Origin of the sequence: Sorangium sp. So ce385, from assembly GCF_051474135.1 — a bacterium.
Classification (GTDB): domain Bacteria; phylum Myxococcota_A; class Polyangia; order Polyangiales; family Polyangiaceae; genus Sorangium; species Sorangium cellulosum_D.
Map to the genome: position 1 here is coordinate 9,638,613 of NZ_CP150337.1, position 21,852 is coordinate 9,660,464.

Below are 21,852 nucleotides of genomic sequence, written 5' to 3' on the forward strand. Positions count from 1 at the left end.
TCACCGCGCCTCGCGCTCTCCGGTGAGCAGGTCGTAGAGGCCCGGCGCGAACGCCGCGGCGACGCAGCACTCGACCTCCTCGGCCGTGGTGCAGGCGAGCGCCTCCGCCGCGACCGCCTCGGCCTCGGCGACCGTCACGCGCCGGAGCGTCTCCTTGATCTCCGGGATCGCCGCCGCCTCCATCGAGAAGTCGCGGAGGCCGAGGCCGAGCAGGAGCAGCGCGGCGAGCGGATCGCTCGCCATGGCGCCGCAGAGCGAGACGGGGCGGCCGTACTCCTGGCCCGCCTGGATCACCTTCGTGATCAGCCGGAGGATCGACGGGTCGAACGGCGAGGCCAGGTACGCGAGCGAGCGGCTGGTCCGGTCGACCGCGAGCGCGTACTGGATGAGGTCGTTCGTCCCGAGGCTCAGGAACGCCGCCTCGCGCGCGAAATGGTCGACCATGATCGCGGCCGCGGGCACCTCGATCATCACGCCGAGCGGGATCTCGTCGGCGCAGGGCTGGCCGCGGGCGCGCACCTGCTCCTGCGCGCGGCGGAGCAGCGCGCGCACCTGCCGGAGCTCGCCGAGGCCGGCGACCATGGGGATCATGATCCGCACGTCGCCGTAGGCGGAGGCGCGCACCATGGCGCGGAGGTGCTCGAGGAAGACGTCGGGGCGCGAGAGCGCGAGCCGGACGGCGCGGAGGCCGAGCATCGGGTTCATCTCCGGCGGCACCTGGAAGGTGGAGACGAACTTGTCGCCGCCGATGTCGAAGGTGCGCAGGGTGACCGGCTTCGGGCGGAGCGCCTCGACGACGGCGCGGAAGATCTCGAACTGCTGGTCCTCCGAGGGCGGGGAGGTGCGGTCGATGTAGAGGAACTCGGTCCGGTAGAGGCCGATGCCGTCGGCGCCCTGGTCGCGCGCGAGGATCGCCTCGGCCGGGAGCTCGACGTTGGCCCGGAGCGACACCTTCACCCCGTCCTTCGACTCGGCCGCGCGGTGCCTGGACTCCGAGAGCTCCTTGGCGAGCGCGACGTGGCGCTCGGCGCGGGCGCGCGCCTCCGCGAGCTCGACGGGCCCGGGCCGGACGATGACCGTGCCGCGCAGGCCGTCGATCACGACGACGTCGCCCGTGATCACGCGCTGGAGCACGTCGCTGACGCCGACCACGGCCGGGATCTCCAGCGCGCGGGCCATGATGGAGGTGTGGCTCGTGCGGGTGCCGACCTCGGTGACGAAGCCGACGACCGGCTCGTCGACCATGGCCGCGGTGTCGGCCGGCGAGAGGTCGTGCGCGATGAGGATGGTCGGCCCGGAGAAGCGCGGCAGCGCCGCGCCGAACGTCGCCGGCATGGCGATCGAGTTCTGGAGCTCGATGAGGCTGCGGGTGGAGAGCGGCCCGGTGTCGCGCGAGGACGGCGGCTCCTGGGGCGGGAGAGTGAAGGCGCGCAGCAGGCGCTCGCCGACGAACATGACGTCGTGGCTGCGCTCGCGCAGGTACGGGTCGTCGAGGGCGGCGAAGCGGCCGGCGATCGCCTCGCACGCGGCCGCGACGGCCCACTCGGCGCAGCGCCGCTCCTCGGTGACCTGGCGCCTCACGGCGTCGGCGAGCGCCTCGTCGCCGAGCATCAGGAGGTACGCCTCGAGGATCGACGCCTCGGCGCGGTGGTCGCCGAGGCGCTTCGCCATGTCGCGGAGCTCGTCCTGCGCGCGCTCGACCGCGGTCTCGAAGCGCTCGAGCTCCGCCTTGATCTCGCTGGAGCTGACGCGGCGGCGCGGGTGATCCGTCCTGTGCCCGCCGATCACGACGGCGGCGCCGATGGCGACCCCGGGCGATCCGGAGATGCCCCGCAGCGTCTCGGTGCGGGCGCCAGGCGGCATCGAGTCGCCGCGGGCGCCGGGCGGCATCGAGTCGCCGCGCGCGCCGGGCGGCATCGAGTCGCCACGCGCGCCGGGCGCCCCCGAGTCGCCGCGCGCGCCGGGCGCCCCCGAGTCGCCGCGCGCGCCGGGCGCCCCCGAGTCGCCGCGCGCGCCGGGCGCCCCCGAGTCGCCGCGGGCGGCGTCCGCCGGGACGGCGTGATCGCCCGGAGCCTCCGCGGAGAGCGCGCTCCGGCCGGGCGTCACTCGTTTTCTCCGAAGCGTGAGGCGATCAGCTCGCCGATGGCGGAGACCGCCTCGGCGGCCTGATCGCCGGTCGCGTGGACCTCGATCTGGGTGCCCATCGAGCCGCAGAGCAGGAGCACGCCCATCACGCTCTTCGCGTTGGCCGACTGCCCGTCCGGCCCGGTCAGCGAGATGTCGCAGTCGTAGCGGCCCGCGAGCTGCACCAGCTTCGTCGCGGCGCGCGCGTGCAGCCCGCGCACATTGATGATGGTGAACCGCCTCGTCACCCCCTCGGTCGTCACCGATCGCCCCCCGTCACGCTCTTGTCCGACCCCGGGCGCGACTCCGCCGCGGCCGTCCCCGGCTGCAGCCGCCGGAAATCCACGCTGGGCGTCCCCGCCATGCCCTCACCCGCCCCGGAGGGTACTATACTACTGCTCGCCCGGGCGACGTCCCGATGCACGACCGTGATCGGAAGGCCCGTCTTCCGCCGCAGGCTGTCGCTGAGCACGTTGGTGAGCACGACGGAGCGGTGCCGGCCCCCGGTGCACCCGATGCCGATCGTGAGGTAGCTCTTTCCCTCGTCGGCGTAGCGCGGCATGCAGAACGAGAGCAGCTGCTCGGTCTTGCTGATGAACTCGAGGGCGTCCGCGTTCTTCAGGATGTACTCCCGCACCGGCTCGTCGTTGCCCGTCAGCTCGCGCAGGCCGTGGACGAAATACGGGTTGTCGAGGAAGCGGACGTCGAAGAGCAGATCGGCGTCGAGCGGGATGCCGTACTTGTAGCCGAACGAGATGAACCGGGTGGACATCCGGGGCAGATCGACCTTGGCCGGGCGCAGCCGCTCGAGGACGGCGCGGCGCAGGTCGTGCGTCGACAGCCGCGTCGTGTCGAGCTCGATGGTCGCCCTGGCCCGGAGCGACGCGAGCCGCTCGCGCTCGAGGAGCACGCCGTCGAGCATCGCGATGGCGCCGCTGCCGCCGGTCGTCAGCGGGTGCGGCCGCCGGGTCTCGCTGAAGCGCCGGAGCAGCGTCTCGTCCGAGGCGTCGAGGAAGAGGATCACCACGTCGCGGCCGACCCGGATCGAGTCGAGCGCCGCCGTGGCGCCCGCGAGGAACGAGCCCACCCGGACGTCGATGCCGAGCCCGATCCGGTTGATCCCGCCCGCCTCGCACGCCTCGACCGCGGGCCGGACGAGCGAGGTGGGCAGGTTGTCGACGCAGAAGAAGCCGAGGTCCTCCAGCGCGTGGAGCGCCGTCGACTTGCCGGCGCCGGACAGGCCCGTGACGACGACGACGCGCGCCGTCGCGCCGTCGGACGGCGGCTGGGCGGGCGGCTGCGGGTCGGGCGCGCCGCTCACCCTCGCCTCCTCGGCCGCGGCAGGCTCACGGACGACTCCGTGGCGACGAACCCGGTGCCCGGCCGCTCCGGCGGCCTCCCCCGCTCCACGGGCTGCCGGAAGGCGCTGCTCGGCGGGCTCTGCACGTCCACGCCGTGGCCGGGCCGCGGCGGGCGGGGCGGGCCGTGCGGCGGCGCGCCGCGCGGGGCGCCCTCCTCCGCGAGGCGCACCGGCGGCGGGACCGACGACTCCTCGGCCGAGCGCTCCCGGAGCAGCTCGCCCTCGACGTTGCCGAAGAACTCGCGCGCCGCGTGGAACCCGGCGTTCTTCAGGAGCTCGTTGCGGGCGGCGACCTCGAGGATCGACGCCATGTCGCGGCCGGGGCGCACCGGGATGACGAGCTCCCGGATCTTCACGCCGAGGATGGTGTGGTACCGCTCGTCGAGCCCGAGCCGGTCGTACTCGGTGTCCTTCGACCACTCGACGAGCTTCACCACGACGTCGATCCGCTTGCGCTCGCGGATCGAGGTGACGCCGAAGAGGTCCTTCACGTTGAGGATGCCGAGGCCGCGCACCTCGAGGTGGTACCGGAGGAGCTCGGCCGGCGCGCCGAACACCATGCCGGGCGGGCGATAGTCGCACTCCACGGCGTCGTCGGCCACGAGCCGGTGGCCGCGCATCACGAGGTCGAGCGCGCACTCGCTCTTGCCGATCGCGCTCGACCCCATGAGCAGGAGGCCCACGCCGAAGACGTCGACGAGCACGCCGTGCAGGCGGATGCGCGGCGCCAGCCGGTCGTCGAGCAGCGCGTGCAGGGCGGTGATCGTGACGCTCGACCGCACCGCCGAGACGAGGAGCGGCGTCCCGCTCTCCTCGGCGCACTGCGCGAGCTCCGGCACCGGGACGAAGCCGACGCCGGAGCCGTTCACGTCGAACGGCTGGTCGCCCTGCGTGAGGATGACGCAGCACAGGCCGAGCTCGAAGAAGCCGCGCAGCGACAGGAGCCGGTCCTCGCGGGAGAGCTTGTGGAGGAACGAGAGCTCGGTCTGCCCGAGGATCTGCACCCGCGTCGGGACGATGCCGTGGAAGTGGCCGACGAGCGCGAGCCCCGACTTCTGGATGCGGGTGTTCATGATCGGCCGGTCGAGGCCCGCGGCGCCGGCGATCAGGGTGAGCTCGATGCCGAGCCCGTCGTCGGCCATCAGGCTCCGCACCGTGAGGGCGGGGCGCTCGAGCCGCCCTGCGCCGGCCGCGGGGGGCACCCGGCCGCCCCCTTCGCCTTCCTGTGTGCTGCCGCGCGAGCTGCTCATGACACCGACCTCCCTTCCTCGGCGGCGATGAGCTCGAACGCCGCCCGCCCGGTCGAGGCGCCGAGCAGCCGCCTTCTGAACGCCTCGTCCCGCAGGAGGCGGGAGATGCGCGCGAGCGTCTTCAGGTGCTCCCCGGTGGCCCGCTTCGGCCCGATCACGGCCACGAGGATGGACACCGGCGCCCCGTCGATCGCGTCGAAGTCGATCGGCTTCGGGCAGAGCAGGACGGCGCCGATCAGCCGATCGACGCCCTCCATGGCGCCGTGGGGGATGGCCACGCCGCTGCCGACGCCGGTGGACTGCAGGCGCTCGCGCTCGGCGAGCACCCGCTCGATGTCCTCGCTCTTGACCCCCTGCTGTCCTGTCGCGAGCAGGGCGGCGAGCCGGCGGAGCGCGTCCGCCTTGGAGCGGACGACCCCCTCCAGCTCGCTGGCGACGGATACCTGGTGCGCGGTCAAGATGTCGCAGACTTGCATGCTGATTTCGGCGCTCGGCGAGGTGAGAGGGCTCTTTTGTGGCGCACGGGGTACGGACGGCGCGGCGCCCGGCCAGGGCCAGGCGCGCCGACGTGCCATCGTACCCTGGGGACCTCGGGTACGCGACTCAAGGACGCTATCGCGGCCGGCGGCCCTGGAGGGAGCGATCTTCGCGCCGCGGCCGCCCGCGCCGCGGGCAGCAGGCACCTCGGGCGGGTCGCCCGCGCGCGCGCCGTCGCCGCCACGACGGCGAGCGTGGAGGCTCACCCGCAGCAGGCGGCGGCCGCCGCGGTGGGCGCGCAGCTCCCCGCGGGAGGCCGCCGCCGCGACGGCGAGCGCGGCGGCTCAGGCCTCAGTTCGCCGCGCCGCCGCGCCGCCTCGTCGGCGGGCGCGGCAGCTCGGATCGGACGCGCTCCGCCGCCCCGGCGGCGGGCGCGGCGGCTCAGGATCGACCGCGTCCCGCGGCTGCGGCTGCGACCGCTTCCCGCTCCACCTCGGCGGCGTACTCGCCGGCGCTCGTCCCGCCGCGCTTCCGCGCGATCGTGTGCCCCTTTCCATCGCGGATCTGCCGTTCGAGCTTGTCGTGGACCGTGTCGATCGACGCGTACATGTCCTCACCCCGTTCGGTGGCCTGGAAGGCCAGGCTGCCGGAGGAGATGCGGACGTCGGCGACGTGCATCAGCCCCTCGACGGAGAGGGTCACCTGAGCCGTCATCGCCTGACGAAGAAATTTCTGGAGCTTGGCGACCTTCTCGTGAGCGTACTTTTTGACGGCCTCGGTACCCACCATGTGCCGGAACGTGATCGTGATGTTCATCGGGCCAGCCTTCCTTCCCTGATGCGTAGAGGAAACAATCGACTACGGCTACAGAGCTCCCCTCCATCTCGATAATAACACTGACGTAGAGCTCCGGTCTGCCCTCAACGGCACAGCTCCTTCGTTTTGTTTGCCTCCCTTTCGGTCTGGCTCTGTGCCGCGTCTTGCCGCCTCTCCCGCGTCTTGCCGCGCTGCGCTGTGTCCGGCGCGGCCTGCATGCGTCCTCTTCAACAAGTCTTGGCGCGCCCCGCTTGTTCCAGCGCCCGGCGCACCGTGTGCGGGGCATGGCCAGAGGCCAGCGCGATCTCGCCGATCGTGGGTGTGCGCCCAAGCTCGGCCGCGAGCCGCCTCGCGCTCGAGAGGACGGCGCGGAGCACCTCGACGTCGCCCGCGTCGAGCGGCTCGGCCACCCGGAGGCCCTCGGACTCCAGCCGGTCGATGATGTGCTCCACCTCCTCGTACGACACCGGCCGGCGGTCGATGACGTCGGCGATGTCGTTGAGGTCCACCCGGCCGGTGGACCGATGGCGAGTAAGGAGCTCCTGGATCATGTCGTCGATGACAGGCCGCACGGGGCTAGGGTGCCACCTTCGCGCAGGCCGCGCACGCGCGCCCCGCCCCCGGCGCATGGCCTTCGGCGCGGAGCCGGCCGGACGTCCCGAGCCCGTCCGCCGCGCAGCCGCTGCGGCCTGGTCGCGCGGGAGCCCTGAACAACCGGCTCGCCGGCGCGCGGGCCGCCTCGTCCCCCCGTCGAGGACGCCGCGCCCGGCGTCCGTCCTCACCTCGTCTCGTCGGCGCCGGCGCATCGGCGTCGGCGTCCGCGCCGGCTCAACGACGTTTCCGCGAGGATTCGAGGAGGTATGATAGAACCATCGACCGGATATAACTCAGGAGATCTCTCTATGCGCTGGGCTCCTCCCAAATCGCGATCGCGTTATGCGATCCGCGACCATATCGAGGCGAACCTCGATCCGGTCCAGGATCATCAGGAGATCGCGTTTCTCTCGACGTGCTATGAATTTCCGTGGGACACGCACCGCGCCCTCGAGCTCGCGCTGCTCCGCGTCTTCGGCATCGCGAAGGGCACGCCGCTCCTGGTGCAGACAGGGGAGCTCCTGCAGCGGACCCAGAAGCGCTACGACGACACGGTCCTCATCCTCTCGGAGATGCTGGAGAACGGATACGACAGCGAGCGCGGCCGGACGGCGCTGCGGCGCATGAACCAGCAGCACCGGCGCTACACCATCCCGAACGACGAGTACCTGTACACGCTGTCGACGTTCATCTTCGAGCCCATCCGCTGGAACGAGCGCTTCGCCTGGCGGCCGCTGCTCGAGAAAGAGAAGCTCGCGGCGTACCACTACTGGAAGCAGGTCGGGACGCTCATGAACATCCGCGACATCCCGCCGAGCTACGAGGCGTACGAGCGCTTCAACGTCGAGTACGAGGCGGAGCACCTGCGATTTTCGGAGAACAACCGCAGGCTCGCGGTCGCGACGCGCGACCTCATGCTCGGCTGGGTGCTGCCGAAGGCCCTGTGGCCGCTCGGGGCGCAGGTCATCCACGCGCTCATCGACGATCCCCTGCTCGACGCGGTCGGGCTGCCGCGGCCGCCGCCGGCGCTGCGCCGCGTCGTGGAGGCGGCGCTCCGCGCGCGCGGCCCGCTCCTGCGCGCCATGCCGCAGCGGCGCTCGCCGCGCCTGCTCACCAAGATGAAGAGCCGCACGTATCCGGACGGCTACCGCGTCGAGGACCTCGGCGCGCGCTGACCGCGGCGCACGTCGACCGCGCGCCCTCGGGGACGCCGCGTGTCCTTCAGGGCAGCTGGCGCCGCAGGAACTTGAGCGCCTCGCGCGCCGCCGGGTTCACCGGCTCGTAGACGTCGGGCGACTTCCGGAGCGGCGCGCCGATCGGATCGCCGCGGCGGACGCCGAGGATGCGCTCGACGTCCTCCAGGAGCGATTGCATCGAGTCGAAGCGGTTGCCGGGCAGCTTGCGGAGCGCGGTGGCGACCAGCGCCTCGAGGCGCCGGTCGATGCCGGGGCGGATCGCGCTCAGCCGGGGCGCCGGGGCGCAGGCGTGCTGGGCGACGACCACCACGTCGTCCGGCGAGGAGAACGGCAGCTGGCCGGCGAGCATGCGGAACATCGTGACCCCGAGGGCGTAGACGTCGGTGCGGCCGTCGACCGGATCGGCGAGGGCCTGCTCCGGGGCCATGTACGGGACGGTGCCGAGCACGAGGCCGGCCGCGGTGACCGGGCCCGATCTCACCTTGGCGAAGCCGAAATCCATCATCTTGAGCACGCGCGGGCCGCTCGAGGAGCGGACGAGGAACATGTTGTCCGGCTTCACGTCGCGGTGGACGATCCCGGCCGCGTGCGCGGCGGCGAGCGCCGACGCCGCCTGACGTATCAGCGGCAGCGCGACGGCCTCGCTCACGGCCACCTCGCGGCGGAGCAGGACGCCGAGCGACTCGCCGGTGAGGAGCTCGAGCACGATGAACGGAGACCCGTCCTTGCGCTCGCCCGCGTCGAGGACCCGGATGATGTTGGGGTGCCCGAGCTCGGCCGCCACCTCGAGCTCGCGGAGGAAACGCTCGCGCTGGGTCCGGTCCGCGGCGAAGGTGCGGTTCAGGATCTTGACCGCGACCTGCTCCTTCGTGTGGCTGTCCACCGCGAGGTACACGCGCGACATCCCGCCGGCGCCGATGAAGCCCTGGATCACGTACCGGTCCTCGAGGACGGCGCCGAACTGCCGCGTCGGCTGCGCGGGCTGCGCGGCCGACAGCGACGGAACCAGGCGGGCGCCGTCGTCAGGGCAGAACGCGTACGAACGGTCGGCGTAGCCGCGATGGCAGCGCGGGCAGATCATGGACGCGCAACATGATGGCGGCGCGGACGGGGATCCTCAAGGGACATGCGCCCGGGCGGGCAATCGTACGTAAACCAACATGAAACAAAACGGATCCACGCGGAGCGACACGGCCCCACGCGGACCAGCGCGGAGCGCACGAAACAATTGAAACATGTGGAGCGTAACGGTGACGGCGGTGACGACGGGACGCGCGGCGCGCGCTCCGTCGAGGGCGCGATCTACCGTCCCGGGAGGTAGATCGCGGCGCGGACCTCGACTATGCGTGCAACTTTCCTGGACGACGCGAACCACCCCGAGCCCGAGAGACAGAGCCCGTGACCTCACAGAAGCATCCTGCGACCCTCATCCCCGGCGATGGTATCGGCCCCGAGATCGTGGAGGCGACGCTGCGCGCCCTCGACGCGCTCGGCGCGCCTTTCGAGTGGGAGACGTGCGTGGCCGGCATGGCCGGCGTCAAGGAGTCCGGCGATCCCCTGCCCCGGGCCACGCTCGACAGCATCCACCGCACGCAGCTCGCGCTGAAGGGGCCGCTCGAGACGCCGATCGGCGGCGGATACCGCTCCTCGAACGTGCGCCTGCGGCAGGAGTTCAAGCTCTTCGCGAACGTGCGGCCCGCGCGCACGCTGATCCCGGGCGGCCGTTACGAGAACATCGACATCGTGCTCGTGCGGGAGAACCTCGAGGGCCTCTACGTGGGCTTCGAGCACTACATCCCGATCGGCAGCGACGAGCACGCGGTGGCGATCGGCTCCGGCGTGAACACCCGGGTCGGCTCGCGCCGCATCGCCGAGTTCGCCTACGACTACGCCGAGAAGAACGGCCGCAAGAAGGTCACGATCGTCCACAAGGCGAACATCATGAAGGCGCTCACCGGCATCTTCCTCGAGACGTCGCGCGACGTGAGCAAGGCCTACGAGGGCCGCGTGGCGACCGACGAGCGCATCGTGGACGCGTGCGCGATGCAGCTCGTCCTGAACCCGTGGCAGTTCGACGTCATCGTCACGACGAACCTGTTCGGCGACATCCTCTCGGACGAGATCGCGGGTCTCGTCGGCGGCCTCGGCATGGCGCCTGGGGCCAACATCGGCCAGAACGCCGCCATCTTCGAGGCGGTGCACGGCTCGGCGCCGGACATCGCCGGCAAGGGCGTGGCGAACCCGATCGCGCTCATGCTCGCCGCCGCGATGATGCTCGACCACGTCGGCCGCCGGGACCTCGCCGACCGCCTGCGCGCCGGGATCGACGGGGCGCTGAACGTCGACGGGGTGCGCACCCGCGATCTCGGCGGCAAGGCGGACACGAAGGCGCTCACCGACGCCATCGTGGCGCGCATCAAGAACGGCTGAGCGGCGCTCGGGACCTCGCGCCGAAAGGCGCGGCGGAGGTCGCCGCCGGCGCGCCGCGGGCGCGGGATCAGCCGCCCTGGGAGGGCTCGGAGAGCGGGAGCGTGAAGTGGAACGACGTGGTCTCGTCCGGCGCGCTCCGCGCCCAGATGCGGCCGCCGTGCGCCTCGATGATGCCTTTGCAGATGTAGAGCCCGAGGCCCGTGCCGGGCAGGTTCCTCCTGGACGGGCCTGACGTGAGCCGCTGGAAGCGCTGAAAGAGCTTCGGCAGCTCGTCCGGGTGGATGCCCGGCCCGCGGTTCTCGATCGCGACCTCGACCTCGGCCTCGCCGCGCGAGAGCGTCACCCGGGTCGGCGCGCTCGGGTCGCCGTACTTGGCGGCGTTGAGGAGGAGGTTTCCGACCACCTGGTCGACGCGCGCCGCGTCCGCGTGGACGAGCGGCACGCCCTCCTCGGCGGCGAGCACGACGGCGCGCTCCGGCCGCTCCATGTTGGCGAGCTCGACGGCGGCGCGGAGCTGGGCGCAGAGGTCCATCGGCTGCCGGTCGAGCGAGAAGCGGCGCGCCTCGAGCTTGGAGGCGTCGAGCAGGTCCTCGGCCATCCGCTCGATGCGCTGGGCGCTGGCCAGGATCTTCCGGCTCCAGCCGCGGACGTCGGCGGCCTCGGATCGTCGCGACAGCATGCCCGCGCACGCGGTGATCGCGGTGAGCGGCTGCTTGAGGTCGTGCGCCACGATGGAGAGCCACTCCTCGCGGAGCCGCTCGCGCTCGATGAAGTGGGTGACGTCCTCGTAGCTGGCGATGGCGCCGAGGATGGTGCCGTGGTCGTCGCGGACGGGGCCGGCGCTCACCACGACGGGGATGTGGCTCCCGTCGCTCCTCCGGAACCACAGCTCCTCGCAGGTCATCCCCTGGCCGCGCGCGGCGCGGACGAGGGGCATCTCGTGGTGCAGGAGGGGCCGACCGCCCGGCGCGCACAGGAGCGCGCGCCGGGCGGACGTGGGCGTCGCGAGGGGGTGCGGGCCGTCGCAGAGCTGCTCGCAGCGGCGGCTCGCGAGGAGCGAGCGGCCGCCGCGCTCGTCGAAGACGGCGATCGCGACGGGGAAGCCCTCGATGATGCTGCGCAGCCACTGCTGCTCCGCCGCGAGGCGGGCGTTCGCCTCGTGGAGCGCGGACTGGGCGTCGCGGAGGAGCGCCTCGGCGCGCGGCTGCGCCTCCGCCGCCTCGGCGCTCGCGGCAGCGGCGACGACCGCGCGGCGGGGCTTTCGCTCGTCGCGCGGCTCGCCTTCGCGCTCGTCGCGCGGCTCGCCCTCGCGCTCGGCAGAGGCGAGCGCGAGGGCGAACAGCGCGCCGAGGGCCTGGACGCGCGGGAGGAGCTCCGCTGGGGGCGCGCTGCGGCCGCCGAACGCGCAGGTGAGGACGCCGAGCAGCCGCCCGGCGGCGAGCAGGGGAGCGGCCAGCACCCAGCGGACCTTCAGGCAGGTCTCGATCGCGCGCACGTCGGCGAAGCGCTCGAGGGCGGCGTCGTCCGCCGCTGCGTGCTCGACGCGGCGGCTCTCCGCGGCGAGCAGGGCGAGGGACGCGGAGCTCGTGAGATCGCCGAGCGCCCCGTGGAGCGCGCTCGGCGCGCCGGAGGAGGCGAGCAGGCGGATCGCGCGCACGCCGTCCGCGGGCGCGCGCGCGTCGTGGAGCAGCGAGAGGTCGGCGCCGAGCAGCCGGGTAGCCTGCTCGACGATGATGTCGTGGATCTGCTGCGGGTCGCGCTTGCCGGAGAGCGCGGCGGACGCCGCGACGATGGCCTCCGCGAGCTGGGCGGCGGCCGCAGCAGGCTCTCCGTGGGTGCCCGGGGGCCGGTCATGCGCCGAGATCGTCGTCATGCGTCCCTCCATCTTGGCCTAGCACCTGCGGAGGTAGGTGCCGCTCGAGCGGATGGCACGTCGATGCGATGGCGCCGCGTGCGCTATGGGGATGGCGCGAGCGAACGGGCGGGTTGGACATATAGGCTGAGCGAGCGAGCGGAGGTGTGCGGCGCGCGCCGCCGGCGGCCGGTCAGCGGGAGGGATCGAAGCGGCGTTTTGCCCAGCTCACGAGCGGGCTGTTGTCCCGCGTTCGCGCGGCGCCGGGTGCGCCGCGGCGTTTCCGCCAGTCGCCCTCGCGGACGCGGCGGCACCCTGCCGCCTGTTCCATCGAGAGGAGGTAGGCCTGGGCTTCCCGGCCGTCGGCGAGGCGTACGGCGGCGCGCCGGTGCAGGATCGGGTGACCCCGGTGCACGTCGAGCGCGGCGAGCGCGGCGGGCGCGATGGCGTAGAGCTCGCCGGTCACGGCGACGAGCCCGCCCTCGACGAGGGCGCCGCTCGTGCCCAGGTCGACGAGCGCGTACTGGGGGGTCGTGGTCGCCGCCCCGAGCGGGCGGGCTGCCGCGAGCCACTCGTGCTGGTCCTCGCCCTTCATGAGGTTGTCGTAGACGAAGAGCGCGATCTCGCTGGTGGTCATCGGGCGTGGTCCTCGGGAAGGGCTCGGCGGCCCGGCAGAGACCCTCGCAAAGGGAGGGGGCGGGCGCAAGGTCGGCCGGGAGGGCGCCGGCGGGCGCGCGGGGGAGCTGCAGCGCCATGGGAACGTTGCACCTGTGTGGCGGGGGAGCTGCGACTCGGGTGTGGAGCTCGGACGAGGGTCGGTGCAGCGATGAAGGGAGATGGAGCGGCCCTGTGGCTGTCCCGTCTGCGCGTGGGCGAATGCGCGCCTCGCGTGCGTCGATCTTCGCCACAACCCATCTCGCCGTGGTCTCTCGCCCTGGGACGAGGCGCCCACGCGTTTGTCGCGCGAGACAGCGCGGCGACACCACCGCAGTCGCTCGGTGATATCGTCTCCTGATGGAACGCCCCAGCCGCGTGATCGCGACGCTTCTGCTCCTGCCCCTAGGGACCGCGACCGCATGCGAGGCCACGACGGCCGCGACGCCGGGTGCCGCGCAGCAGGACGCAGCGCGCGAGCTTCCGGCACGCCGTGGAACGTGGGCGTGCGGTTTTCCCGAGGAGGCAGACAAGAACGCCATCGACGAGGGCACCGCTGTCGTGAGGGTTTACGTCGAGCTCGACGGCTCCCCCCGACGAGCAATGATCCTGCAGGACTCTGGCCACGGCTTCGGCTCGGCCGCAGCCCAGTGCGCAATGACGAAACGTTACGTGCCGATGAAAGACAGGTCTGGAGCACCGATCCCTGCCTGGACGCCGCCAATCACGGTCCGCTACTTCAGGAAACCGCTGCCCTCGACCGATCGGTAATCCGCCGCCCGCGGCGTGAGCCCCGCCGGGCCGCATCGTGCGTCGCGATGGCCAACGCCGGTGAACTGCCGGCGCCTCGGGGAGAGCGTGCCGTCGCCGACATCAGGCGGGCATGGGTTTCGTGCGGGTGGGTCATTCCTAGCGATGGGTGCGCATGAGCGCGATGATCGAGGCGCTCGATCGCAAAGACGTGAAGGCGGCGGCGGAGCGACTCGGTCCCGTGCCACCAGCGCCAGGAAGAAGGCCGAGCCCAACGAGCCCGAGCCGATCTGAGCGCCTCTCGATCCGCCGACATCCACCGTCCAGCGGGTTGTTCTCCGCGCGTTGCGACACGACCTCGTACGGCAGAAGCTCGGGTCGACGCCGCTCGGCATTGTGGGCCAGGCGACGCTCGGTTTGCCCCGAGCTGCGTGCGCTCCGCGACAACCTTGCAAACGCGCGCACGCTCCGCCTACAGTCGAGCAACTGGCAATGACAGACGACGGGCTGGGGGAGACCGGGCGGCTCAGGGCAGAGATCACGGCGCTGCACGCGCGCGTGCAGGAGCTGGAGAGGGCGCTCGCGGAGCGGTCCAACGGCCCTGCGGCCGACGAAGTCGCGTCGCGCGGCGCGGCGAGCGCGGACGCTCACGGCGCGCTCGCCGCGCTCGCGTGGCTGCTCGCACGAGAGCCGGCGCAGATCCGCTGGCGCCCCGATGGCACGGTGACGCGGTGGAACGATGGCGCCGAGCGCCTCTTCGGCTGGAGCGGGGGCGAGGCCGTCGGTCGCGCGCTCTCCGACCTCGTGGCCGCAGATCCCGTGTCCCCGGACGCGGTGCGCGCGCTCATGCTCGACTGGACGGAGAACCGGTTCGCCTCGGTCACGAGCGAGGGCAGGACGAAAGACGGGCAGGCGCGCCGCTGCCGGTGGACCTACGCGGTGCTGCGCGACGACCGCGGGGCCGCGCGCGAGATCGCGGCGATCGTGGAGGACGCCAGCGACCCGCCGTGGAGGGAGCACGCGCTGCTCGGGCGGCTCCAGCTGCTCCTTCAGCTGGTGGACCACTCGCGCAACTCCATCTTCGTCAAGGACATCGACGGGCGTTATGTCTTCTCCAACCGCGCTCACGCGGAGGTCTATCAGAGGCACGTCGTCGACGTCATCGGCAAGGATGAACATGAGTTGAGCCCCCTCGCCCCCGAGGCCATCGACGAGCTCGTGGCGAGAGAGCGCGATGTGCTCGCCGGGGGGAAGGAGGTGCAGTGCGAGGAGGTCCTGATGCTCGGGGACACGAGCATTCATTTCTCCACGGTCAAATTCCCCATCTTCGACGAGCGTGGCGAGCCGATCGGCCTCGGCGGCGTCGTCACCAACACCACGTCGCTGAGGCATGCTGAGGCCGAACGGGCCGCGCTGCAGGAGAAGATCATCCTCGCCCAGCAGGCTGCCCTACGGGAGCTGTCCACGCCGCTCATCCCGATCGCCGACCGGGTGGTGGCGATGACGCTGGTGGGGACGATCGACACCGCGCGCGCGGCGCAAATCATGGAGACGCTGCTCGCCGGCATCAGCAATCACGGCGCCCACACCGCGATCCTGGACGTCACGGGCGTACGCGCCGTCGACACGCACGTTGCGGACGCCCTGACGCGGACCGCGCGCGCTGCCCAGCTGCTCGGCACCCGCGTGGTGCTCACCGGCGTCGGCCCGGACGTGGCGCAGACGCTGGTCACGCTCGGCGTGGACCTGTCCGGAATCACCACGCTCGGCACCTTGCAAAGCGGCATCGCGTACGCCCTCCGCCACACGGCGCGCTCGCGACAAGCAGGTTGACTCCGTCCGATAAAGCGGAATCTCGGACCGCCGACGGCGCCTGGGCTCGCCCTGTCGTATCACGCGCTGTCGGCGACTCGGCATGAGCCGCCGTGTCCGCCCGCCGATCGCTCCTCGATCGGATGAACCGCCCCCTTCACCACCGTAGCGCCGGCGGGAGGGTCAGCGCGGCGGGGGCGGGTGGGCGCGGCGAGCACCGACCGAGGTGCCATAAGGTCCCCGAGGGCTCGGCGTCCCAGGCGCGCCTTGTGTGGCGCGCAACATAACGTCCCAGATGGCATGGCCCGAAGGGAGACATGCCGGGCGGTGTTCTCAGCGCAAGCTCCCACGCCGCCCGTCTTGGCGGATGGCCGAGCGCCCACCCGCCCCCGCCGCGCTGACCCTCCCGCCGGCGCGGGCCCTACCAGCTCACCAGGAACTGCAGCGCGTCCGGCCCTCGCACCTCGACGGCGATGGTCGGCCTGGCCCCGTACCCCATGACGAGCGCCTCGAAATTCCCGAGCGGGTACTCCAGCATCCCGCGGAAGCTGCCGATGTCGATCTGCACCTCCGACGGCCCCAGCTGCCGCGCCCTGGCCGACGGCCCCTTCACGAGCGCGCCGAGGCTGCCCGTGTAGCGCATCAGCGCGGCGCCCGGGTCGGTCGCCAGGTGCATCGTGATCCGACCGAGCGCGCTCTCCCGGAACGCCGCGACCTGCTGCCGCGCGAGGCGGCGGTAGGCCTCGCGCGAGCTCCGGTTCGGGTGCGAGAGCCGGGCGGCGGCGTCGTAGACGCGCAGGAAGTCGCGCATCGGATAGTCCGAGAACGGCAGGTAAAGCCCGCCGCGCGGCGGGCTCGACAGCGTCGCCACCACCTGCGCGAACCGTTCCCCGAGCGTCGCCGCCAGCGCGTTGAAGAACATCCCCTTCATCGCGTAGAACTCGGGGACCGCCGCCACCACGGCGTCGATGTCGATGTTGCCGAGGAGCGGATCGGACGGACGCACCTCGAAGGACGCACCGTTCGGCCCCACGAGCGGCCCCTCGGAGGCCGGCGCGCTCGCCGGCATGACGCTTCGAGGCACGGTGCGCATGACACCGCTCCTGGGAATCGGCGTCTCGTTGGCTTGCCGGCGCTGGTCGCTGCGGACCTCTTTCATATGGGAGCTCGCCGCGAAAAAAATCTCAACACGGGGCCGCTTGCGGCAACCACCGCAGCGGAGGGGACGCTCCCGACGCTGCAACGGCCATGCCGCTCGATCCGGGGACGAGTCACCGCACGAACAAGGGGATTCACGGCGGATTTCCCTTGCATGGATGAAACGCCGCTTCAGCGGTGCAACCGGGGCCGATGGCCAGGACGGTACCGACCTCCACGCCCGGCACGAGCGCGCGTGTGCAGAGACACATCCGCGAGCGTCCTGGCCGAAGGAACACCGCGTCAAACGCGCCATCAGCGCACCGGCAGGCCGTTCTCGCGGAACTCCGCCGCGCGCAGCGGGAGCTCCTCGGCCATGAAGAGCTCGTCGCGCAGCGGCGGCTTCGCGCGCCCGACCTGAACGTGATCGCTGCGCAGAATCTGCACCTCGCTGTCCGGAGCTGCGTCCGCGGAGCGCGGCTCGCGGGCTGCGATGAGCCGGCGATCGATCTCCCGCTGCGCCTTGTGCAGCGCGGCGAGGCGCGCTGTCGGGAGGGCGCCGCGTCTCCTGACAGCACGCTGTCAGGAGGCCGCCGCGTCTCCTGACAGCACGCTGTCAGGAGGGCCGCCGTAGGGTGCCGGAGCGCGTGGGCGGAAGTCCCGCGAGGAGGCTCTGATGAAGACAGGATTGGGTGGCGTGGTCGTCTATGTGCCCGACGCGGTGGAAGCCGCGGCGTTCTACGAGCGCGCGTTCGGCTTCGAGCGCAAGTTCGTCGCCGACGGCAACGATTACTGCGAGATGCAGGGCGACGTGCCGCTCGGGTTCGTGCGGGAGGAGTTCGTCCAGAAGCACCTGCCCGAGTTCGTGAAGAACCGGCCCGGCGCGCGTCCCGCCGGGTTCGAGATCATCGTGACCAGCAAGGACGTCGACGCGGCGTTCGCGCGCGCGGTCCAGGCCGGCGCCGCGCCCGTCGCGGAGCCCCACGACATGCCCTGGGGCCAGCGCGTCTCCTACGTGCGCGACCTGAACGGCGTGCTCGTGGAGATCTGCTCGCCGTGGTCCACCCCATGAGATCGACCGCTGCGCCGCGGCGGCGCCGTCGCCGCGACGCAGCGCGCAGCCGGCCGAGAGGGTGCGCCCTGTCACCTGACAGCGCTCTCCTGACGGGCTCCTGCGGCAAGTCCTTGCCGTCCCTGACCCGGCCTGCTTAACCTCCGCGCGTGAACGCGAACGGCCGGACACGGGTGCACCTGCTCGTGGCAGCAGCGCTCGCCCTGCTTGCGGCCGGCCCTTCGGGGCTTGGCGGCGGGCCCGTCGCCGAGGCGAAGGAGGCCGCGCGGGGCAAGAGCAAGAAGACGACGCAGTACGAGTGCCGCGTGCAGAGCCCGCAGAAGTTCCTGAAGCGGCGCACCTTCGTCCAGAAGGGCATGCTCAACCCGAGGAAGCACGCCAAGGCGGTCCGCTACCTCGCCGAGCATTACGGCCACGTCGAGACCGAGGAGACGCGGCGTTACAACTCCGAGAGCGCCCATTCCCAGGCGAAGACCGTGCAGTTCATGGGTCTGCCGGTCTCCATCCACGAGAAGATCGCGCCCGCGCTCCACTGCGTGGAGAAGCGGATCCGCGCGACGTGCTCCAGCAAGTCCCGCCGCTACACGCCGCGCGCCGTCGGCGGGTTCCGCACGGCGAACAGCTACCGGGGCGCGGAGATCTCGAACCACCTGTTCGGCATCGCCATCGACATCGATCCCGACCGGAACCCGTGCTGCGGCTGCGTCGATCCGTGGCCCACGAGCCCGCTCTGCCAGGAGAAGAACCGCACCGCCTACGAGCGCACGTCCCTCTCCCGCTGCTGGATCAAGGCGTTCGAGCGCTACGGCTTCGACTGGCTGGGCCACGACGACCTCGAGGACACGATGCATTTCGAGTTCCTCGGGAATCCCGACCGGTTCAAGAAGAAGTAGCGCCGGCGCTCGCGCGCTGCGCCGCCTCCGCGCCGGCGCTCACGCGCTGCGGCCGCCCCCGCGCCGGGAGAGCCGCCGCGCGCGCCGCTCCGCCGCGGCCTCGGCGAGGCGGCGGTCCTCGTCCGTCTCCAGCCGGAGCGGCGGTACGGCGGTCGGCCGCAGCGACGCGTCGACGGCCACGAACGTCACGAAGGCCGTGACCATGGGCCAGACGTCGCCCGTGGCTGCGTCCTCCCCCTCGACGGACACGAGGATCTCGAGCGACGTGCGGAAGGTCGCGGTCACCCGCGCGGCCAGGCGCACGACCTGACCGACCTTGCTCCCGCGGTCGAACGAGAGGTCGTCGATGCCGGCGGTGATGACGGTGCTGCCGGTGTGCCGTTGCGCGCAGATGGCGGCGCACAGGTCGATCCAGGCGAGCACCTGCCCGCCGAAGATCGATCCGAGCGCGTTCGCGTGCGTCGGCAGGACGTACTCGGTCATGGTCGTGACCGAATCGGAGGCGCGCTTCTCGTGGTGGGCCTTCACCCGGCAGGTGTATCACCGCGGCCCCAGGACCGCTCGAGCTAGCTGGACGTGGACGCCCGCCCCGGGCTCGGAAACGACGGCTCGTCCGCCGTGCCCGCCCGACCCGGGGTCGGCGAGGACACCGGCTGCTTCGCGAGCCCCGGCGGCCCGGTCGGCAGCGTGGGCTCGTCCTCGAAGCGCATCGACGTGATCTTCAGCCGGCCGAAGATCGCCTCCGCCCGCTCGTTCATCGTCACCGCCTCGCGCCGCGCCGCCATGTTCGCCACGAAGCTCCGGTCCGTCGTCAAGAACCGCGCGTAGGCCTGGAACGTGCGCGCGAGCTCCAGCTCGTTCCCCGTCTCCTCGAAGATGCTCACCGACCGCGCGAAATACGCGCGCGCGCTCTTCGTGTTCGCGCTGCCCCAGCCGCCCGCCGCCGTGATCTCGCCGAGCGTCCGGAGCGCGATGCCGAGGTGCACCTTGCTCCGCACCGAGGCGAACAGGTCCACCGCACGGCTGATCGAGTCGCGCGCCTTCTCCAGGTCGCCCCGGAGCATGTACGCCTTCCCGAGCGCGCGCCGCGCCTCCGCCAGGCCGAGCCGGTCGCCCAGCTCGTCGCAGAGCTCCTCGGCCTGCTGCAGCACCCGCACCGCCTCGTCGGGATCGCCGCTCCGGTAGAGCGTCCCCCCGATGTTCGTCAGGATGAGCGCCGTCCGGTTGCGATCGCCGACCTGCCGCGCCACCTCCAGCGCCTCCTCGAACAGCTTCAGGGCGCGGCGGTGGTCGCGCTGATCCTGGGCGATCATCCCGAGGTTGTTCAGGCTCACCACGACCCCGAGCAGGTCCGAGATCTCGCGCCGGATCGCGAGCGACCGCTCGAACGTGTTGAGCGCCTGCTTGAACTCCCCCGAATCCTGCAGGGCGAGCCCGAGGTTGTTCAGCGACAGCGCGATCGAGCGGCGGTCGCCCATCCGCTCGCGGCGGGCGAGCGCGTCGCGCAGCCACTTGAGCGCCTCCTGGTACTCGCCCCGGAGCCAGTGCAGCTTGCCGATGTCGTCGATGGTCGACGCGATCCCCCGCTCGTCCCGCGCGCCCTCGAACAGGCGGAGCGCGGTGGTGAGGTGCTTGCCGGCCTCGTCGAGCGAGCCGCTGTCGCGGTAGAGCCGCCCGATGCGGTTGTGCGCGGCGCCGCCCTTGCGCCGGTTGTCGAGCCGGTAGGCGAGCGTCAGCATCTCGCGGAAGGCGGCGAGCGCGTCGTCGATGCGCCCGGCGAGCTGAAGGACGTCGCCGTAGTCGTGGAGCGCGTCGATGCGCCGCGCGACGTGCGCGTCGCCGAGCAGCGACAGCCCGCGCGCGTAGTACTCCGCGGCCTTCGCGTTCGAGTAGCGCCCGCGCGCCACGTCCCCGGCGTCGAGCAGCGACAGCCCCGCCCGCACCGCGTCGCCGATGCGCTCGCGGTGCGTCGCGAGCTCGGCGAGGAGCTCCTCGCTGGCGCGCACCGCCACCTGCTGCTCCAGCCACTCGGCGATCGCGTGGTGGTACCGCCGCTGGGCCGCGGCGCTCATCCGCTTCTGGAGCGCCTCGCGCTCCTTGTCGTGCACGAACACGTACTCGTCCGAGCCCGCGAAGCTCGACTCGCCCTGCCTGCGCAGGTAGCCGCGGTCGCACAGCGAGCGGAGCGCGGCGTTGATCCGGTCGAGATCCCTGTCGCTCTGCTCCTCGCCCCAGAGCTCGGGCGCCTGACAGCCGGCCCGGCCGAGCACGAACAGCGCGCCGCTCCAGAACACCGGGCCGATGGTCGCGGCCTGCTCGAGCAGCTGCCGGCCGTCGTGATCGAGCGCGGCGAGGCGGACGTTCACGGCGTCCTCGACCGTCGCCGGGAGGCGCGCCGTCGACAGCTTCCCGAGGTGCACGCGCCAGCGCGGCCCGCCCGAGTCGGGCGCGAGCTCCTCGATCACCCCCTGGTCGTGGCAGATGCGGACCATCTGCTCGATGAGCGCCGGGTTGCCGTTCGCGAAGGCGCAGGCCGCCTCGACGAGCTCGGCCGGCGCGCCCGGCCGGGCCTGCGACTCCGCCCCCGCGGCGTCGACGACGACGACGTCGTCGCCGCCGCGCGGCGTGCACGGCGCGAGCAGCGCCCTCGCCAGCTCCGCCGCCTCGGCCTCGCCGAGCGGCGTGAGCTCGACAAGCGCGTGGCGCCGCTCGCCGACCTTGCCCCAGTCGTCCTGGCGGGTGAGCAGCTCCGGGCGGGCCGCGCAGACGATCAGGATCGGGCCCGCGAGGTACTCGACGAGGTAGCGCAGGAGCGCGAGCGAGTCGTCGTGGGCCGCGTGGAGGTCCTCGAAGACGAGGAGCATGGGGCCCTGGGCCGCGTCCGCCTCGAGGAACGCCTTCAGCACGGCGCGGCGGATGAGGTCGCCCTGCGCCGGGTCGTCCTGCACGGCGCGGGTGAGCGGGCTGTCGCCGAACGCGAGCCCGATGAACTGGCCGAGGAAATAGATGACGTCGCCGACCTTGCGGTCGCCCATCACGTGCGCGACCTGCGCGCGGACCTCGGCGCGGGCCGCGTCCTTGTCCATGGCGTCCGACAGGCCGAAGCGGGCGCGCAGGAGCCGCGCGAAGATGCCGTACGCGGACGCCACGTCGCCGGCGGCGCCCGCGTAGACGCGCAGCGCGGCCGAGCCCTCGCGCCGCCCCTCGAGGAACTCGCGTACGAGCCGGCTCTTGCCGATGCCCGGCGGGCCGACGAGGGTCACGGTCCGCGTCGAACGCTCCCGCTCGACCGCGTCGAGGGCGCGGGCCAGCGCCGACAGCTCGGCCTCGCGCCCGACGAGCGGTGCGGGGGCGGGCGTCGCTGCGCCAGTTGCACTGTCCTCTCGGCTCATCTCCATGGCCTCCACGTCCCCGGGTGCCGCAGCGCGGGGCACT

20 protein-coding genes are annotated in these 21,852 nt (G+C 72.4%); 6 read left to right on the plus strand and 14 right to left on the minus strand.

From position 1 onward, the window contains the following. The 7 genes from ptsP to WME83_RS35125 form a co-directional block, all read right to left on the minus strand. Entirely contained in the window at positions 1-2,106 is a 2,106-nt protein-coding gene (ptsP, locus tag WME83_RS35095) for a phosphoenolpyruvate--protein phosphotransferase (protein WP_437314065.1), read from the minus strand. Then, the gene (locus tag WME83_RS35100; protein ID WP_020738741.1) at positions 2,103-2,387 is read right to left on the minus strand and encodes an HPr family phosphocarrier protein; all 285 of its coding nucleotides are present in this window, start codon (positions 2,385-2,387) and stop codon (positions 2,103-2,105) included. Before WME83_RS35100 ends, ptsP begins: the two co-directional genes overlap by 4 nt. After that, the gene (gene rapZ, locus WME83_RS35105) at positions 2,384-3,445 is read right to left on the minus strand and encodes an RNase adapter RapZ (protein ID WP_437314066.1); all 1,062 of its coding nucleotides are present in this window, start codon (positions 3,443-3,445) and stop codon (positions 2,384-2,386) included. Before rapZ ends, WME83_RS35100 begins: the two co-directional genes overlap by 4 nt. After that, complete coding sequence (gene hprK / locus WME83_RS35110) at positions 3,442-4,734, minus strand: HPr(Ser) kinase/phosphatase (RefSeq protein WP_437314067.1); 1,293 nt, start codon at positions 4,732-4,734, stop codon at positions 3,442-3,444. Before hprK ends, rapZ begins: the two co-directional genes overlap by 4 nt. After that, on the minus strand, positions 4,731-5,210 hold the full coding sequence (locus WME83_RS35115) for a PTS sugar transporter subunit IIA (RefSeq protein WP_437314068.1): 480 nt from the start codon (positions 5,208-5,210) through the stop codon (positions 4,731-4,733). Before WME83_RS35115 ends, hprK begins: the two co-directional genes overlap by 4 nt. A 442-nt stretch (positions 5,211-5,652) precedes the next feature. Beyond that, positions 5,653-6,027 (minus strand): ribosome hibernation-promoting factor, HPF/YfiA family, encoded by a 375-nt coding sequence (gene hpf / locus WME83_RS35120; RefSeq protein WP_020738746.1) that lies wholly within the window; start codon positions 6,025-6,027, stop codon positions 5,653-5,655. Between the two features lie 227 nt (positions 6,028-6,254). After that, positions 6,255-6,599: a sigma-70 domain-containing protein gene (locus tag WME83_RS35125; RefSeq protein WP_437314069.1), complete on the minus strand. Its 345-nt coding sequence runs from the start codon at positions 6,597-6,599 to the stop codon at positions 6,255-6,257. 330 nt (positions 6,600-6,929) lie between these two features. Here WME83_RS35125 and WME83_RS35130 point away from each other — a divergent pair, with 330 nt between their 5' ends. Beyond that, positions 6,930-7,796, plus strand: coding sequence for an oxygenase MpaB family protein (locus WME83_RS35130; protein WP_437314070.1), 867 nt, complete (start codon positions 6,930-6,932; stop codon positions 7,794-7,796). Between the two features lie 46 nt (positions 7,797-7,842). Here the strand turns inward: WME83_RS35130 and WME83_RS35135 are convergent, their stop codons facing one another. After that, positions 7,843-8,898 (minus strand): serine/threonine-protein kinase, encoded by a 1,056-nt coding sequence (locus tag WME83_RS35135; protein ID WP_437314071.1) that lies wholly within the window; start codon positions 8,896-8,898, stop codon positions 7,843-7,845. A 317-nt stretch (positions 8,899-9,215) separates the two neighbouring features. Here WME83_RS35135 and WME83_RS35140 point away from each other — a divergent pair, with 317 nt between their 5' ends. Further along, positions 9,216-10,247, plus strand: coding sequence for an isocitrate/isopropylmalate dehydrogenase family protein (locus WME83_RS35140; RefSeq protein WP_437314072.1), 1,032 nt, complete (start codon positions 9,216-9,218; stop codon positions 10,245-10,247). 67 nt (positions 10,248-10,314) lie between these two features. On the opposite strand, the gene WME83_RS35145 is transcribed toward WME83_RS35140, so the two are convergent. After that, a complete protein-coding gene (locus WME83_RS35145; RefSeq protein WP_437314073.1) occupies positions 10,315-12,120 on the minus strand; it encodes an ATP-binding protein in 1,806 nt (601 codons plus the stop codon). A gap of 172 nt (positions 12,121-12,292) precedes the next feature. Continuing rightward, positions 12,293-12,736 (minus strand): gamma-glutamylcyclotransferase family protein, encoded by a 444-nt coding sequence (locus WME83_RS35150; RefSeq protein WP_020738752.1) that lies wholly within the window; start codon positions 12,734-12,736, stop codon positions 12,293-12,295. Positions 12,737-13,113: 377 nt separating this feature from the next. Between WME83_RS35150 and WME83_RS35155 the strand changes: the two genes are divergently transcribed. Next, positions 13,114-13,524, plus strand: coding sequence for an energy transducer TonB (locus WME83_RS35155; RefSeq protein ID WP_437314074.1), 411 nt, complete (start codon positions 13,114-13,116; stop codon positions 13,522-13,524). Positions 13,525-13,995: 471 nt separating this feature from the next. After that, complete coding sequence (locus tag WME83_RS35160; protein WP_437314075.1) at positions 13,996-15,336, plus strand: PAS domain-containing protein; 1,341 nt, start codon at positions 13,996-13,998, stop codon at positions 15,334-15,336. 400 nt (positions 15,337-15,736) lie between these two features. Here the strand turns inward: WME83_RS35160 and WME83_RS35165 are convergent, their stop codons facing one another. Further along, positions 15,737-16,408 (minus strand): DUF2378 family protein, encoded by a 672-nt coding sequence (locus WME83_RS35165; RefSeq protein WP_437314076.1) that lies wholly within the window; start codon positions 16,406-16,408, stop codon positions 15,737-15,739. 359 nt (positions 16,409-16,767) lie between these two features. Beyond that, a complete protein-coding gene (locus WME83_RS35170) occupies positions 16,768-16,899 on the minus strand; it encodes a hypothetical protein (protein WP_437314077.1) in 132 nt (43 codons plus the stop codon). Between the two features lie 229 nt (positions 16,900-17,128). Between WME83_RS35170 and WME83_RS35175 the strand changes: the two genes are divergently transcribed. Together WME83_RS35175 and WME83_RS35180 are read left to right on the plus strand one after the other, a co-directional pair. Continuing rightward, positions 17,129-17,524: a VOC family protein gene (locus WME83_RS35175; protein WP_437314078.1), complete on the plus strand. Its 396-nt coding sequence runs from the start codon at positions 17,129-17,131 to the stop codon at positions 17,522-17,524. A gap of 149 nt (positions 17,525-17,673) precedes the next feature. After that, on the plus strand, positions 17,674-18,417 hold the full coding sequence (locus tag WME83_RS35180) for a M15 family metallopeptidase (RefSeq protein ID WP_437314079.1): 744 nt from the start codon (positions 17,674-17,676) through the stop codon (positions 18,415-18,417). A 39-nt stretch (positions 18,418-18,456) separates the two neighbouring features. Here the strand turns inward: WME83_RS35180 and WME83_RS35185 are convergent, their stop codons facing one another. Together WME83_RS35185 and WME83_RS35190 are read right to left on the minus strand one after the other, a co-directional pair. Next, positions 18,457-18,945: an acyl-CoA thioesterase gene (locus tag WME83_RS35185; protein WP_437314080.1), complete on the minus strand. Its 489-nt coding sequence runs from the start codon at positions 18,943-18,945 to the stop codon at positions 18,457-18,459. A 38-nt stretch (positions 18,946-18,983) separates the two neighbouring features. Then, on the minus strand, positions 18,984-21,815 hold the full coding sequence (locus WME83_RS35190) for an ATP-binding protein (protein ID WP_437314081.1): 2,832 nt from the start codon (positions 21,813-21,815) through the stop codon (positions 18,984-18,986). Positions 21,816-21,852 lie beyond the last annotated feature (37 nt).

Bases quoted from the DNA above. Each gene is read 5' to 3' on its own strand.
- hpf (WP_020738746.1), bottom strand. From the start codon at position 6,027: ATGAACATCACGATCACGTTCCGGCACATGGTGGGTACCGAGGCCGTC.
- WME83_RS35135 (WP_437314071.1), bottom strand. From the start codon at position 8,898: ATGATCTGCCCGCGCTGCCATCGCGGCTACGCCGACCGTTCGTACGCG.
- WME83_RS35115 (WP_437314068.1), bottom strand. From the start codon at position 5,210: ATGCAAGTCTGCGACATCTTGACCGCGCACCAGGTATCCGTCGCCAGC.
- WME83_RS35160 (WP_437314075.1), top strand. From the start codon at position 13,996: ATGACAGACGACGGGCTGGGGGAGACCGGGCGGCTCAGGGCAGAGATC.
- WME83_RS35150 (WP_020738752.1), bottom strand. From the start codon at position 12,736: ATGACCACCAGCGAGATCGCGCTCTTCGTCTACGACAACCTCATGAAG.
- WME83_RS35165 (WP_437314076.1), bottom strand. From the start codon at position 16,408: ATGCGCACCGTGCCTCGAAGCGTCATGCCGGCGAGCGCGCCGGCCTCC.
- hprK (WP_437314067.1), bottom strand. From the start codon at position 4,734: ATGAGCAGCTCGCGCGGCAGCACACAGGAAGGCGAAGGGGGCGGCCGG.
- WME83_RS35155 (WP_437314074.1), top strand. From the start codon at position 13,114: ATGGAACGCCCCAGCCGCGTGATCGCGACGCTTCTGCTCCTGCCCCTA.
- WME83_RS35130 (WP_437314070.1), top strand. From the start codon at position 6,930: ATGCGCTGGGCTCCTCCCAAATCGCGATCGCGTTATGCGATCCGCGAC.
- WME83_RS35145 (WP_437314073.1), bottom strand. From the start codon at position 12,120: ATGACGACGATCTCGGCGCATGACCGGCCCCCGGGCACCCACGGAGAG.
- WME83_RS35175 (WP_437314078.1), top strand. From the start codon at position 17,129: ATGAAGACAGGATTGGGTGGCGTGGTCGTCTATGTGCCCGACGCGGTG.
- WME83_RS35190 (WP_437314081.1), bottom strand. From the start codon at position 21,815: ATGGAGATGAGCCGAGAGGACAGTGCAACTGGCGCAGCGACGCCCGCC.